A 15,046-nucleotide genomic window follows, 5' to 3' on the forward strand; every position below is an offset into this window, starting at 1 on the left:
CGGCGATGAATGGAACGGAAGACAGCGCGTCAGGCGCGCTCGGGCGGTGCGCGTGGATACGCGCGCGGATAGCAGTCGGCGCGTGCCGCGACCGCATGCGGCGCGGTGGCGGAAACGGCATGAGGGGGGACGAAGACGAACGATGCGGCGGCCGCGCCGCCGATCGCGGGACTGTGCGCGAAGAAGCCGCAATAGCCGCACGCATCGAGATGCAGTGCATGGTTGTGCGCGCGGCCCGCATCGGGCGCGCGGTGTGCGCCATGTTCTGCACTGCAGACGATTGCGTCGGGGGCGACCGCCTGCGCGATGCGCCACTGCGACACCAGCGGCGCCGCGATCGCGAGCCAGATCGCGAACACGCCGAGCCAGGCGGTCAGGTGACGATGTCGGTGCAGCATGCGCGGTGATGCGTAAGCGGAATGTAAAAGCAGCCGAGATGTTACAGAATGTTCGCCGCGATGGCCAGTCGTGCATCGCGGTAAACGGACCGGGGGCGCATGGTTGTCGATACAACCATGCGCCCCCGGCTGCTGCGCGGCTTCAGCGTGCGGCCATCACGGTGCCATGCGTCGCAGCACGTTGTCGCGCCGGATGAAGTGGTGGTAAAGCGCGGCCAGCGCATGCAGGCCGATCACGAAGTAGAACGCGTTACCGATCAGTTCGTGCGCTTCCTTGATCGTCGGCCGCAGCGCCTTGTCCGGGCCGAACAGCGTCAACGACACGCCGATCCAGTCGAGCGACACGGGCTTGCCGCCCATGTTGACCATCATGATGCCGAGCAGCGGCTGCGCGATGATGAATACATACAGCGCGAAATGAGCGAGCTTCGACATCCACTTGAGCAGCGTCGCCTGCTCAATGGCTTCCGGCACGCGGCTGATCACCCGCCATAGCACGCGCAGCACCGACAGCACGAGCACGCAGGTACCCGCCAGCAGGTGCACGTTCATCCAGAACACGCGACTGTCACTGCCTTTCGGTCCGCGAATCTCGATGGCCAGATAGGCCAGCGCCACCATCAGGAAGATGGCCCAGTGGAAAAAGATCGCGGGTGAGCTGTAGCGCGTCTGTTTCGCGAGGATGTTTTTCATGCTGTGTCTCGAAATTGCTCGTGTGGTATGCGGGGCAGACATACGCCGCGGCTGACGGCACCCCGGCGGTTGCCCCGATTGTAGCCTCACGGGCGACCGACGTTGTGCGGCCGGATCAAATATCCGAGGAATCCGCGCGGCCCGTCCGCTGGCCCGCATATGGAAAGTCCGAATCGCGCGGGCCCGCGGCTGTGGCAGGATTAAGCTTTGGTGCGACGTTGCGCGGGCATCATGAGTAAAGCGTTCTTCGTTGCGGCCTACCGGCTGATCGCCGCGTTGCTCGCGGTGTCGACCACGCTGCACAGCGTCGCAGGCTACTGGGGCATGCCTGCCTTCCATCTCGGCAACTACCTCAGCTACTTCACGCAACTGAGCAGCCTCTATGCCTCGGCCATGCTGATCGTGGGGCTGTCGCGTGTCACGCGTCCCGGCTCGGCGCGCTACGAATCGATGCGCGGCGCCGCCGTGCTCTACATGCTGATCACCGCGATCGTCTACGAACTGCTGCTCGCCCGGCTCGATGCGTTGCGCCACGTCACGCCGGCCCTCAACAACTGGGTCCTGCACCGGATCGTGCCGCTCGTGGTGCTGTGCGACTGGCTGTACGTGGAACCGCGCTCGCCGATCGCGTGGCGCAGTATGTTCGCGTGGCTCGGCTTTCCGGTCGTCTATCTCGGCTATACGCTCGTGCGCGGCGCGCTGGAGAACTGGTATCCCTACCCGTTCGTCGATCCGCGGCCGCACGGGTACCTGCCGGTCGCGCTCCAGTGTTCGCTGATCGCGCTCGGCGCGGCGGGACTCGCGCTGGGCATTCGCTGGCTCGGCAATCGTGCGAGGCAGTCCGGCACCGCGGAATTCAAGGAAGGGTGAAGACGGGAACGTGTGCGCCGCGCGGCGCACACGTCGTGACGCGGCGCGTCAGCCGCCGTTGCGCGGCAGGAAGTTCATCGGATCGACGACCTTGCCGTTCTGCCGGACTTCGAAGTCGAACGTCGCGCGACCGCTCGCGTCGGTGCCCATCTCGGCGACCGGTTGGCCCGCACGCACTGCGTCGCCTTCGTTGACGAGCAGCTTGCCGTTGTGCCCGTAGGCCGTGATGAGCCCGTTGTCGTGCTTCAGGATCACGAGCGGGCCGTATGCCTTGACGCCAGACCCGGCATAGACCACGCGCCCGTTTGCCGCGGCCCGCACCGAACGGTCGGGCCCGGTCGCAGCGATCACGATGCCGCGCGTCTTGCCGACCACGAATGGCGCGGCGACCATGCCCGTGGCCGGCCAGGCCAGCGAGCCCGGTTGTGCGGCCGCGGCGGGCGCCTGCCCGAACGAGGTCGAGGCAGGCGGCGGCGCGACGCGCAGCACCTGGCCGGGCGACAGGGCGTCATTCGGCGACATGTGGTTCCAGATGGCCACGTCCTGAACGCGCTGCCCATAGGCGGTGGCGACGCTGGCGAGCGTGTCGCCCGGATTCACGCGGTAATAGCCGGCAATCACGCCCGGCGTGGCGACCGACGCCGGCGTCGACGGTCGTACCGGCTGCCAGTTGTCGGTCCACGGCGTCATCGTACAGCCCGTCAGCATGGCGGCCGCGGCGACGAGCGCCGCCTGCGGCAACCAGCGCGCCAGCGCATCGTGGATCGGAATCGTATTTCTCAAGGGTCCTCCCGGATTTGCGTCGTGGCGCCGCCCACCGCCCTCCGGCGTGCGACGCACGATGTCCGGCCAGGCGGCCGGACCAACCAGTATCCGACCGCTCTCGCGGCCGTCAGTTTCCACGGCGGGACGTCGGCGCGAACGGGCTCATCGGCCCCTTTTTCGCGCCATTTTCGTATCGCCCCGGCCGTCAAAGATACCATCTGTCGTCGACAGGACCGCGGCAGGCGCCGATCCGGCAACAGTCTTGCGGTTTCCCCGACGCGTGCCGGCGGGCCGCGAGCCGCATCGCGCGGGGCGTCCGGAGGCTTCAGACCACCGTTCCGCCGCCGCCAGCCGTGTCCCACCGATGACTGCCGCCCCGCTGCCGGCCGCCTCCTATACTCGGAGGTGCACCGCACGATCCAGCGATAACGAGGAGAAAACCATGAACAATGCGACGTTTCTGTCCGTGCAGCTCAACGCCGAGGATTTCGCCGGTTCCAGCGGCCTCGTCGAATTGCTCAACCGGCACCTGTTGTTCGCGACGGACGTCGCCGAAGCAGCGGACGCACTCGTCCAACTGGCGAGCGTCGCGCACCTGAGCGGCGCCACCCGGCACAGCGTCGAGCTGCCGGTACTCGCGATCGAGCGGCTGCGCGACGCGCTCGACACGCTGAGCGGCTACGACGAGGCCTGGCTGCAGGCGCTGGAGCCGGCCGACGCGCTGTTCCGGGACATCGGCCGCGGACCACGGCCGCTGCATTGACACGACGGGCGCCACCAATGAAAACAGCCCGTCGTTCCGTGATGCGGAACGACGGGCTGCGGGTACTGCGTGGGGTCGCATCAGGCCGCACATGCGGCCGGCGATCGATGACGATTAACGACCCTTGTAGATCGGTGCGCCATCCGACACGCGCTTGACCTGCCAGCCGGTCTTGGCGACCGCCGGAGCGCCCGATTCCTGCTGGGCGGCCGGTTGCGCACCGTAGCCGCTCGTATCGGCAGCGGCCACGTTCTGTTGCGGGTTCACACGGGCTTCAGCGGCCTGGATGCTTGCCGGGTAGTCGGTGCGGTCGCTGCCCAGCTTGTAGCCGGCCTGTTGCAGCTGGGCCAGTTCGGCCTTCACCTGCGCACGGGTGACGGGGGCGTTCTGTTGGGCGAACGAGACGGCAGGAACGGCGAGGACAGCAGCAGCAGCGAACGTTGCGATCAGCGATTTCATGATTACCTCCGGGATTTTTTTGCTCCGCCGCACACACCATGTCTGCAGCGATTGAACAAAGTTTAGTCCCGAGATCACCTAGGGAAAACCATGAAACAACGAAAACACTGTTTCCTCGGAGCCAACAATTCCGGGATCCGGGAACGAAAAACCCTACTCAAAGAATAGAATTTCGCAACAATACCGTCCTCGCCAGCCGGTTACGACCAGTTCGCGTGGAAGCTGCCCGGCCGGTCGGTACGCTCGAACGTATGGGCGCCGAAGAAGTCGCGCTGCGCCTGCACAAGGTTCGCCGGCAGCCGCTCGGAACGGTAGCTGTCGAAGTACGCGACCGCCGACGCGAACGCCGGCACCGGCACGCCTGCCTTTACGGCGGCCACCACGACGTCGCGCAGCGACGCCTGGTAATTCGCGGCGATGTCCTTGAAATACGGGTCGAGCAGCAGGTTCGCGAGCGCCGGATCCTTCGCGTACGCGTCGGTGATCTTCTGCAGGAATCGCGCGCGGATGATGCAGCCCGCACGGAAGATCTTCGCGATCGTCCCGAGATCGAGGTTCCAGCCATACTCTTCGGACGCCATGCGCAGTTGCGCGAAGCCCTGCGCGTACGAGATCACCTTGCTCAGGTACAGCGCGCGGCGCACCGCTTCGACGAACGCGGCGCGATCGCCGTCGAACGACGCGGCGGCCGGGCCCGACAGGATCTTGCTGGCCGCGACGCGCTCCGTCTTCAGCGACGACAGCACGCGCGCGAACACCGACTCGGTGATCAGCGGCAGCGGCACGCCAAGATCCAGCGCGTTCTGGCTCGTCCACTTGCCGGTACCCTTCTGCGCGGCGCGATCGAGGATCACGTCGACGAGGTGCTTGCCGGTTTCTTCGTCCTTCTTGCCGAAGATCTTCGACGTGATCTCGATCAGATAGCTGTCGAGCTCGCCCTGATTCCACTCGGTGTAGACCGCGCCGAGTTCGTCGTTGGTCAGGCCCGCGACGTCCTTCAGCACGGCATAGCTCTCGGCGATCAGCTGCATGTCGCCGTATTCGATGCCGTTGTGGACCATCTTCACGTAGTGGCCCGCACCGTCCGGACCCATGTACGCGACGCACGGCTCGCCGTCCGACGGGGCCTTCGCGGCGATCTGCTTGAGGATCGGCTCGACCAGGTCGTACGCGTCGCGCTGGCCGCCGGGCATGATCGACGGGCCGCGCAGCGCGCCCTCTTCGCCGCCGGATACGCCGGTGCCAATGAAGTGCAGGCCCGATTGCGCGAGCTCCTGGTTGCGGCGGATCGTGTCCGTGAAGTGCGTATTCCCGCCGTCGATCAGCACGTCGCCCTTCTCGAGCAGCGGCTTGAGCGATGCGATCGTCGCATCGGTCGCTTCGCCCGACTTCACCATCATCAGGATCCGGCGCGGCGTCTCGAGCGACGCGACGAACTCTTCGAGCGTATAGGTCGGTACCAGATTACGGCCGGGGAATTCGGCGATCAGTTCGTCGGTTTTCTCGCGGCTGCGGTTGTACACCGAAACCGCGTAACCGCGGCTCTCGATATTGAGTGCGAGATTGCGCCCCATCACCGCGAGCCCGATCACACCGATTGCTTGTTTGCCCATTAGTCAATTCTCCGGAAAAAACAGGGCGCGACCCGAACAGGGCCGCGCGCACAGGCGAAAGGATAGTGGAAACCCGGCTGCGATGCGCGCTTGCGTGTCATTGCTCCGCGTGCGGCAGGCGCCTGAACACGACGCTCAGGTTGTTCGCCGGCATCTCGACGACCTCGATGCAGTCGAGCCCGCGGTCGAGGCCGAGCGCGACGACCGCCTCGAGATCGCGAACGCCCCACGACGGGTCGCGGCTGCGCAACTGCTGATCGAACGCTTCGTTGGACGGCGCCGTATGCCGGCCTTCGCGGCGATACGGGCCGTACAGGAACAGCACGCCGCCCGGACGCAGCACGCGCGACGCGCCGGCGAACAGTGCGTCGGTGCAGGCCCACGGCGAGATGTGGATCATGTTGATGCAGACGATCGCGTCGAACGCCGCGGCCGGCCACGACGCATCGCGCACGTCGAACGCCAGCGGCTCGGCCAGGTTCGCGAGGCCGGCATGCGCGACCCACGCGGCGATCGAGCGGCGCGCCTGTGCGTCAGGATCGCTCGGCTGCCAGCGCAGCGCCGGCAGCGCCTGCGCGAAATGGACCGCATGCTGCCCGGTGCCGCTCGCGATCTCCAGCACATCGCCGCTGGCCGGCAGCACGCGACGCAGCACATCGAGGATCGGCCCGCGATTGCGCTCGGCCGCCGGCGCCGACAGCCGCGCGGACGGATCGGGCGAGGACGTCGGCCCCGTCACGATGCGTGCTCCGGCGCGCCGCCGGCGACGCCCAGCCGCGCGTTCAGCGCGTCGAGCGCGGGCGCGCAACGCGCCTCGACCTTCAGCGTCAGCATCGGATCGGCGCGCGTATGGCCGAGGTTCAACGCGGCGACGGGCTTGTTCTGCGCCTGGGCCCACACGCAGAACCGGTAGCCGGAATACACCATCAGCGACGAGCCGACGACGAGCAGCGCATCGGCCGCATCGAGCGCCTGCGACGCCAGCGCGACGCGTTCGCGCGGCACGTTCTCGCCGAAGAACACCACCGCCGGCTTCAGCAACCCGCCGCAGGCCGGGCAGGCCGGGATGCGGAACGTGTCGAGCGCGGCCCATTCGAGGTGCGCGTCACCGTCGGCGGCGGGTTCCGCCTGCGCGCCCAGCAGCTCGGGGTTGTCCGTTTCGAGCACAGTCTGGATCGTCGCGCGCGCGTGATGCGCGCCGCAATCGAGGCACGTGACGCCGTTGATGCCGCCATGCAGTTCGATCACGTCGCCGCTGCCTGCACGCTGGTGCAGCCCGTCGACGTTCTGCGTGACGAGGCGCTCGATCCGGCCGGTGCCGCCGAGCCGCGCAAGCGCGACATGCGAGCGGTTCGGCCGCGCACGGCCCACCACCGGCCAGCCGATCATGCTGCGCGCCCAGTAGCGGCGGCGCGCGGTGTCGGAACCGAGGAATTCGTGGAGCTGGATCGGCGGCGAGCGCATCCATTGACCGTTGCGGTCGCGATAGCCGGGAATGCCGGAATCCGTGCTGATGCCTGCACCGGTCAGCACGAGCAGCCGCGGATGGCGCTCGACGAACGCGTGCAGCGCATCGAGCGCGGCCGGATCGATGCTGGCGGATGAGGGGTCGGGCGAGGCGATGTCGTTCATGTTGGCGGCGCGTGATCAGGCGCGGTGGCAAGCCGTGCGGCCAGCGCGCCAGCACATGATACAGAACGCCGGGCGATCGGGCTGGCGGCCCGCGCAACACCGGCGCAGCAAAAAAAGACGCCCATCGACCACATGGCGATGGGCGCTTCAACAATTGATCCATCGGGGTAGTGGATCAACTGACAGCACAATGTCGTCGGATCCACCGCGGCGCCGCCGGCGGACCTTTCCCCTGGACTACACCTTCGATTTCCCGATGTCGGGCGGATCGCCGCGCGGCGGTGCGTGCGGCAGGCACACGCATGCGTCGCGCTCGGCACGCGTGCGTTTCGCGCGTCGGCATGACGATCCATATCTCATGATTGATTGCCCATCCACGTGCTCGGCGGTTCATCCCCGAAGGCCGACTGGCACCGGTCGGCCTGGTGCGTCACGCCTGCACGTCGTCGTTCGGAACGAACCCGGATTGTTCGGATGGAACGAAAAGCCGCACGCTCATGTCACCGCAATCAACGGCGAAGCGAATTCACGGGCAGGTCGGCGATTCATTTTTGCAACACGACACGTTGCGATTCGGTCTGTTCTCATTCTCTTGTCCCCGTCTTCGATGCGTCCGACCCACTGAAGCGATGGCCGGCCCTCCACTGCGCCGGCGATCGCGCTCACGGCACACACAGATATGCAAGGAGTGCACCATGCTTCGCGGCGCAAGGCGGCGCGGCCGGTGAAGTGACCCCGAAGCGGATCGTGCGGCAACAGAAATGCGTGAACGTTTCGAAAGTGAAACAACCGGAAACGGCCCGCGCAATCGGCGGACGAGCGCGGCGCAGGTGTTGCACGAATGTGACGTGTACGCGGGCGAGACGTATGCACCTGCACGACACCCGACGATGCGCTTACGATCGCCTGCCCCTGGCCGCGCATGCGCGATCGAACGCGCACGTGATCCGAGGCAACCGATTGCGGATGTCCGCCGTGACGCCCGGCTCCTCGGCGCGCTTGCCGATATCGGCGTGCGTCGCCTCGCTCGTGCGAGCGCCGCCGCCGAACACGAACAGCACCGCGCGCCACAAGACCGAGCATTACTTGCCGAAGCGCGTTGATGCCGATTGATTGCCCGATGACCGAAAGCGCCGATCATGCCGGAGCCGCCGATGCCGCCGTGAATCGCTCGCGGCGCGTCGCAAGCGTCGCGCAAACACGCTAGCATGCGAACACCGTACGGAGCGCGCCCGCTTCGCCCCGTCTTCAAGGAATGGACATGCCCCTGCCCGCCTCCGGCCGCGCCGACGTCGCGCAGCGCATCTTCTTGGCCGAGCGGCTGTCGATCGGCCTGACGCTGCCGCTGCTGCGCAGCGGCCGGACCGTCGCCGATTTCAACGAGCAGCTCGAACTCGCGGCGCGGGCCGATTCACTCGGCTTTCGCGCACTGTGGATTCGCGACGTACCGCTGAACAGCGCCGACTATCCCGACCCGGTCGGGCACCTCGATCCGTGGGTGCTGCTCGGCGCGCTCGCGTCGCGCACGCGCCGGATCGTGCTCGCCAGCGGCGCGATCGTGCTGCCGCTGCGTCATCCGTTGCATATCGCGAAAGGCGCGCTGTCGGTCGCGACGCTGTCCGGCGGACGCTTCATCCTCGGTCTCGGCTCCGGCGACCGGCCGCCCGAATATGCGGCGTTCGGCGTCGATGCTCAAACGCGGCGCGACCGGTATCGCCGGCATTGGGACGTCGTTGCGGCCGCGCTCGGCGTGCCGTCCCGCGTGCTGCCCGACGAAACACCGCCGGACGCGCCCGACTTCACGCTGCTGCCGCGCGGCGATGCCGCGGTGCCGATGCTCGCGGTCGGCTCGGGCGGACAGAGCGTCGACTGGATCGCACGAAACGCGATCGGCTGGATGACGTACCACCGCGATCCGGACACGCAGCGTTCTCGTTATTCGATGTGGCGCGCGGCCGTCGACCGGCTCACTCAACCGGGCTTTCGCGCGTTCGGCGTGTCGATGCGGCTCGATCTCGATGCGAATCGCGATGCGCCGGCCCGCGCGCTGTCGCTCGGCTACGCGACCGGACGGAATGCGTTGATCGGGATCTTGCAGGACATGCGCGCAGCCGGCACGCACCACGTCACGCTGAATCCCGGCTCGGACCGGCCCGTGCGCGAGGTCATCGAGGAAATCGCCGAATACGTGCTGCCGATCTTTCACGACGAGCAGGGCTGATTCATCAGGAATCCGGAGTTTACCGAATGTAGCCGCAGCCGTGGTTTGCACCGAATCGATGTGCCGGCGAGCACGTTTCGTTCCCGACCCGGCACGTCGCAAGCGACTATTCGTCGACGGAACTATTCGGGTCCGTTCGCGATCATGTTAACTTCCGTCCATCGTCCAGACCGGCGGGCCACATTTCGATGAGCGCCCGCAAGCCTCCCCATGCGACATTTCCTGCTCGGCTGGCTGCTCGCCGCCGTCGTATCGATTGCCCACGCGGCTACCCCTGCACCAGCCGCCCCATCGGCGGCCTCCGGCGCCGTGCCCGCTTTGACGCCGCAACAGGCGCAGCAGGCCCTCTCCGTCCTGCAAAATCCTCGCGAGCGCGAACAGGTCGAAACGACGTTGCGCGCGATCGCGGCCGTCGGCGTGTTGAGCACGCCCGCGCTTCCGGCGAGCGCCGCGACACCGGCCAGCGCGGCATCGGCCACCCCAGCCGCGCTCACGACGAACGGGCTCGCGTCGATGCTCGTCCGGCAGGGGGCACGTTGGGCCGGCGAAATCGGCGCCGCGCTGAACGAATCGCTGCGCTCGCTGCTCGATGTCGGCTCCGTCGGCCGCTGGTGGCACGAGCGGCTGGTGCGAACCGACGAACGCGCGGACCTCACGCGCGCGATCCTGGTCATCCTCGCCGTGCTCGTGCCCGCGTTCGTCGTCGAATGGTTCGCGAAGCGGCTCCTGCGGCGCGCGCTGGCCGCCCTGGGCACGCGTCGTGCCGAATCGTCGCGTCGGGCCGAGCCCGAGCCAGCCGGGCCGGACGACGCCAGCGCCGACGGCACGGGCGCACCCGAAACGTCGTCGCAAGGCCGTGGCCATGCGCGGCGCCACACCACGCTGCTGCGCCGGATGCCGCGCGCGCTGGTCAGCCTCGCGCTGCGCGTGGTGCCGCTGGTGGTGTTCGTCGGCGTCGCGAGCCTGACGATGTCGGTGCTCGACGGCGACGGCACACCGACCGAAACCGCACTCGAATCGCTGATCGACATCTACGTGATCTGCCGCCTCGTGACGATTGTCAGCCGGCTGTTCTTCCAGCCCGATGCGCGGCAATTGCGGCTGCTGCACGTCAGCGACGCATGGGCCGCGATCGCGCAGCGCTCGATCGCGCGGATCGTGATCGTCGTCGGCGCCTGCACGGCCGCGGTCGAGATCGCCGCGAGCTTCGGCCTCAGCGACGCCGGTCACGTCGCGCTGCTGAAAGCCGTCGCGCTCGTCGGCCACTTGATGATCTCGGCGCTGATTCTCCGGTGCCGCCAGCCGGTTGCCGCCCGCATCCGCGCGGCCGGCGACGATCGGCCGGCCTTCGCGATGATCGGCAACGCGCTCGCCGACGCGTGGGCGCCCGTTTCGGTATTCGTCGTGATGGCGCTGTGGTTCGTGTGGGCGCTCGACGTCCACAACGGCTACCGCGTGCTGATCACGCTCGGCGGCCGCTCGATCGCCGCGATGATCGGCATGCGGATCGTGTCGATCGTCGTGTTGGGTGCGCTCGCTCGACTGTTCCAGCGCCGCGACGACGATCGCACGCTGGTCCACCTGCACGCGTACCGCTACTACCCGCTGGTGCGCCAGATCGTGTCGGCGGTGATCGCCGTCGTGACCGTCGTGCTGCTGCTGCAGATCTGGGGCGTGCCGATCTTCCACGCGTTCCAGACCGGCACGATCGGCCATCGGCTCGCGTCGGCGCTGATCACGATCGCGATCGCGGCCGTCGTCGCGCTGATCGTATGGGAAACCGCGAACATCGCGATCGAGCGCCGCCTGCAGCAGTGGACACACGAAGGCAACCTTGTGCGCGCCGCGCGGTTGCGCACGCTGCTGCCGATGCTGCGTTCGCTGCTGTTCATCATGATCGCGCTCGTCGTCGTGCTGACGGGCCTCAGCGAAATCGGCGTGAACATCGGTCCGCTGCTCGCCGGCGCCAGCATCTTCGGCGTCGCGCTCGGCTTCGGCTCGCAGAAGCTCGTGCAGGACTTCATCACCGGGATCTTCCTGCTGATGGAGAACGCGATGCAGGTGGGAGACTGGGTCACGCTCGCCGGCGTGTCCGGCACGGTCGAATACCTGTCGATCCGCACCGTGCGGCTGCGCGCGGGCGACGGGTCGCTGTACACGATCCCGTTCAGTTCCGTCACGACCGTCAACAACACGAATCGCGGGCTCGGCAACGCGGCCGTCAAGGTCAGCATCGCGTACGGCCAGGACATCGATCGCGCGATCGAGACGCTGAAGGAGATCGGCGCCGCATTGCGCGACGATCCGAATTACAAGGACGGCATCCTGTCGGATTTCAGCTACTGGGGCATCGACCAGGTCGACGGCGCGACGATCGCGCTGGCCGGACAGATCCAGTGCAAGGACTCGGCGCGCTGGGGCGTGCAGCGCGAATTCAACCGGCGTATCGCGGTGCGGTTCCGCGAACGCGGAATCCGGATCGCGAATCCGCAGCGCAGCGTCGTCGCGTATGAAGACGGTTCGCGGCCCGTGGCGCCCGAGAACGATGAGAATGGCGGCCCTACTGCCGGCAAGCCGGCCGCCGAACCGCCACCGCGCGCTGCCCCGGATCGCAAGCCGGACTGATCGTGCGGATGCCGCTGGGCCGGCCACCGCGCGTCGCGCCGTGCCTGTGCCGGCGCCATCGAACGACCGATAGCCGCGCTCGATGCGCGGCGGTTTTCATCGCGCGCTGAACGCGCTGCGCCGCGTTCGCCGGCGCGGCCCGCTCGCCGCCCGATGCGCCACGCTGCACATGCCAGTCCGATCTGCAATGGTCGCCATCAGCAGCGCGCGGCACCTTCACCGTTAGAACGATCCCGATCGAGCAGTTGCAGCGTGGAACGCGGCACGAGGTGGAATACCGTCAACTGGCCGAACGGACTCATCGCGCGCAACTGGTCGTCGCCGCGCCAATCGTCGACACGTTGTGTCATCCGGTCGCTTTGCCGCGCGATGCGATCCATCACGACGCGTCGCCCCACCCCGTTCTCGCGACGAGCCGTCGATCCGATCAGGTTGATTCGCCGGACGCGCCCGACGCGCGTCAAACCCTGCATTCCGTGACGGAAGACGCGCACGGGAGATTCGAATGATTTCTCGAATACGGTACGTGCATTACGAATCGAATCGCGAATTATCCGAAGGACGGATCCGCAATTGCATCCTGTTTCTGGTTTGAAAATTACAAAACACCCCATGACTTTTCAAAATAATTTCATCTAATTCCATTTAACTTTGTTTCATATAATCAGAAAAAGTTTGACAGCGAACTTTCGTTCTTGATACCGTCCGATGCAAGCAATCCGACGAACTGCAGACACGCAATCGTTCCCGCTCAACGCATCTCGCTTCCGCCGCACCGAAGTTCTCGCCGCCGACCGTCGCTTCTTCCGTCGGCGCATGCAACATCCCGATGCATTCATTGGGCAACTGCCGTCCGGCAGCAGGCCGAAGGACCGAACCAGATGAGCAGGATACCGAAACTGTTGCTCTAGCTTGCCTGCATCAGGCCTGCCGGCGCGGCCGGGCCGCATCGCGGCGCAGCGCCTCCCTTACCGAGCATTCCAGCATTTCGCCCCCCGGAGGATCACCACCCATCCGGGTCGGGCGAAAGGCCCCGTCGCGTCCGCGCCATCCGCGCGAGCGCGGCGGATATCGGCGGCGCACGATCCGCGCCGCCGTCGACCGTTGTTGTTCGTGCAGTTCGATGTTCAACCGGAGGGGTAATTCAAAATGAATCAGGTTGCAGACAAGAAACAAAAGCACAGCCGCATCGTCAAGCTCGCCCTCGCCGCCGCAGCAGCCGCTTCGTTCGGCATGGCCGCCCATGCCGCACCGGCCGCCGGCTGGACGGAAACGCGCACCAAGGGATTCCTGCCGCTCGTCCAGCAAGGTGAAAGCAGCAGTACCGCCGGTGCGCCGGCTGCCAGTACCGCCGCCGCTGCCGCGGCTGCCACCGAGATGGCGCCCGGTGAATCGGTCGACATCGCGCTCGGGCTGAACCTGCGCAACGAAGCGCAACTCGACCAGTACCTGCACGATCTGCATACACCCGGCTCGCCGCACTACAAGCAGTTCCTCACGTCGGCGCAGTTCGCCGCGCAATACGCGCCGACCGATCAGCAGGTTGCCGCCGTCGTCGCGCACCTGCACCAGGCCGGCTTCGTCAACATCGTGGTCGCGCCGAACCGCCTGCTCGTGTCCGCGTCGGGCACCGCGGCCACGGTCAAATCGGCGTTCCGCACGACGCTCAAGCGCTTCACGCGCAACGGCCGAAGCGTTTACGCGAACACCGATGCCGCGCAGGTGCCGAACGCAATCTCAGGCATCGTCGGTGCCGTGCTGGGGCTGCAGAACGTCGAGCTCATGCATACCGGCGCGGGCAGCAAACCGCAAGGCAACACCAGCAACCTGACGATTCCGGCAGGCGCATCGGCGGTGCCGCACAACCCGACGGAATTCTCGTCGCTCTATGGCGGCGACGGCACGCCGACGGCCTCACAAACCACCGTCGGCATCATCTCCGAAGGCGACCTGTCGCAGACGGTCAGCGACCTCAATACGTTCGCCGCCAACAACGGCCTCGGCACGATCAGCAGCAGCGTCGTGCAGACAGGTCCGTCAGGTAGTTCGTACACCGATACGTCCGGCACCGTCGAATGGAACCTCGACAGCCAGTCTATCGTCGGCGCCGCCGGCGGCAGCGTGAAGCAGGTCGTGTTCTACGTGGCGCCGTCGATGTCGCTCACCGCGATCACCGCCGCGTACAACAAGGCGGTGAGCGACAATGTCGCGAAGGTCATCAACGTGTCGCTCGGCGTGTGCGAATCGTCCGCGTACAGCACCGGCTCGCAGGCGACCGACGACACCATCTTCAAGCAGGCCGTCGCGCAAGGTCAGACCTTCTCCGTATCGGCCGGCGACCACGGCGCATACGAATGCGCGAGCGGCACGCCGTCGCGCTCGACCTACACGGTGAGCGAGCCCGCGACGTCGCCGTACGTGATCGCGGTCGGCGGCACGACCCTATTCACCAACACGTCGACCAACGCATACAACAGCGAAATCGTGTGGAACGATCCGAGCTGGCAGCCGGGCACCGTATGGTCGACAGGCGGCGGCTACAGCAAGTACGAAGCCGCGCCGTCGTGGCAATCGTCGAGCCTCACCGGGTCGACCAAGCGCGCACTGCCGGACGTCGGCTTCGACGCCGACCTGCGCACCGGCGCGATCCTCGTGGTGAACGGCCAGACGTCCGACACGCTGTGGGGCTCCGGCTACCTGAACAACGAAGGCGGCACGAGCCTCGCCGCGCCGATCTTCACCGGCATCTGGGCGCGGCTGCAATCGGCCAACAACAACGCGCTCGGATTCCCGGCGTCGAGCATCTACAAGTACTTTCCGAGCAATGCGGCGCTGGTGCACGACGTGACGTCCGGCAACAACGGCAGCGGCACGTACGGCCACAAGGCGAAGGCCGGCTGGGACGCGACGACGGGCTTCGGCAGCGTGAACATCTCGAAGCTGAACACGTTCATCCAGAGCACGTCCGATTTCGCGCGCTGATCGCGCGATGAATGGTGCGGTTTCC

14 protein-coding genes are annotated in these 15,046 nt (G+C 66.8%); 6 read left to right on the forward strand and 8 right to left on the reverse strand.

Annotated features, from left to right (window positions below; translation table 11 throughout):
• Positions 1-29 precede the first annotated feature (29 nt).
• Positions 30-398, reverse strand: coding sequence for a DUF2946 domain-containing protein (locus WS75_RS01165; protein WP_059678789.1), 369 nt, complete (start codon positions 396-398; stop codon positions 30-32).
• 156 nt (positions 399-554) lie between these two features.
• Positions 555-1,091, reverse strand: coding sequence for a cytochrome b (locus WS75_RS01170; RefSeq protein WP_059678790.1), 537 nt, complete (start codon positions 1,089-1,091; stop codon positions 555-557).
• 231 nt (positions 1,092-1,322) lie between these two features.
• On the opposite strand from WS75_RS01170, the gene WS75_RS01175 reads away from it, so the two are divergent.
• Complete coding sequence (locus WS75_RS01175; protein ID WP_059678916.1) at positions 1,323-1,961, forward strand: Pr6Pr family membrane protein; 639 nt, start codon at positions 1,323-1,325, stop codon at positions 1,959-1,961.
• 48 nt (positions 1,962-2,009) lie between these two features.
• Here the strand turns inward: WS75_RS01175 and WS75_RS01180 are convergent, their stop codons facing one another.
• On the reverse strand, positions 2,010-2,744 hold the full coding sequence (locus WS75_RS01180; protein WP_059678791.1) for a peptidoglycan DD-metalloendopeptidase family protein: 735 nt from the start codon (positions 2,742-2,744) through the stop codon (positions 2,010-2,012).
• Between the two features lie 424 nt (positions 2,745-3,168).
• Here WS75_RS01180 and WS75_RS01185 point away from each other — a divergent pair, with 424 nt between their 5' ends.
• Positions 3,169-3,489, forward strand: coding sequence for a hypothetical protein (locus WS75_RS01185; protein ID WP_006760526.1), 321 nt, complete (start codon positions 3,169-3,171; stop codon positions 3,487-3,489).
• A gap of 114 nt (positions 3,490-3,603) precedes the next feature.
• Here the strand turns inward: WS75_RS01185 and WS75_RS01190 are convergent, their stop codons facing one another.
• The 4 genes from WS75_RS01190 to WS75_RS01205 form a co-directional block, all read right to left on the reverse strand.
• On the reverse strand, positions 3,604-3,948 hold the full coding sequence (locus WS75_RS01190) for a DUF4148 domain-containing protein (RefSeq protein WP_059678792.1): 345 nt from the start codon (positions 3,946-3,948) through the stop codon (positions 3,604-3,606).
• A gap of 200 nt (positions 3,949-4,148) precedes the next feature.
• Positions 4,149-5,561, reverse strand: coding sequence for an NADP-dependent phosphogluconate dehydrogenase (gene gndA, locus WS75_RS01195; RefSeq protein WP_059678793.1), 1,413 nt, complete (start codon positions 5,559-5,561; stop codon positions 4,149-4,151).
• Between the two features lie 97 nt (positions 5,562-5,658).
• A complete protein-coding gene (locus WS75_RS01200) occupies positions 5,659-6,300 on the reverse strand; it encodes a DUF938 domain-containing protein (RefSeq protein WP_059678794.1) in 642 nt (213 codons plus the stop codon).
• Complete coding sequence (locus tag WS75_RS01205) at positions 6,297-7,193, reverse strand: NAD-dependent protein deacetylase (protein WP_059678795.1); 897 nt, start codon at positions 7,191-7,193, stop codon at positions 6,297-6,299. The genes WS75_RS01200 and WS75_RS01205 overlap by 4 nt, the downstream gene beginning before the upstream one ends.
• Positions 7,194-8,060: 867 nt before the next feature.
• Here WS75_RS01205 and WS75_RS33205 point away from each other — a divergent pair.
• The 3 genes from WS75_RS33205 (at position 8,061) to WS75_RS01215 (ending at position 12,039) form a co-directional block, all read left to right on the forward strand.
• On the forward strand, positions 8,061-8,306 hold the full coding sequence (locus WS75_RS33205) for a hypothetical protein (RefSeq protein WP_156429683.1): 246 nt from the start codon (positions 8,061-8,063) through the stop codon (positions 8,304-8,306).
• 148 nt (positions 8,307-8,454) lie between these two features.
• A complete protein-coding gene (locus tag WS75_RS01210) occupies positions 8,455-9,414 on the forward strand; it encodes an LLM class oxidoreductase (protein WP_059678917.1) in 960 nt (319 codons plus the stop codon).
• Between the two features lie 210 nt (positions 9,415-9,624).
• Positions 9,625-12,039 (forward strand): mechanosensitive ion channel family protein, encoded by a 2,415-nt coding sequence (locus WS75_RS01215; RefSeq protein WP_059678796.1) that lies wholly within the window; start codon positions 9,625-9,627, stop codon positions 12,037-12,039.
• Between the two features lie 197 nt (positions 12,040-12,236).
• On the opposite strand, the gene WS75_RS34360 is transcribed toward WS75_RS01215, so the two are convergent.
• A complete protein-coding gene (locus tag WS75_RS34360; RefSeq protein WP_257129306.1) occupies positions 12,237-12,653 on the reverse strand; it encodes a hypothetical protein in 417 nt (138 codons plus the stop codon).
• A 535-nt stretch (positions 12,654-13,188) separates the two neighbouring features.
• Between WS75_RS34360 and WS75_RS01225 the strand changes: the two genes are divergently transcribed.
• The gene (locus WS75_RS01225; protein ID WP_059678798.1) at positions 13,189-15,021 is read left to right on the forward strand and encodes a S53 family peptidase; all 1,833 of its coding nucleotides are present in this window, start codon (positions 13,189-13,191) and stop codon (positions 15,019-15,021) included.
• Positions 15,022-15,046: the final 25 nt, after the last annotated feature.

Source organism: Burkholderia sp. FL-7-2-10-S1-D7 (assembly GCF_001524185.1).
Classification (GTDB): Bacteria; Pseudomonadota; Gammaproteobacteria; order Burkholderiales; family Burkholderiaceae; genus Burkholderia; species Burkholderia diffusa.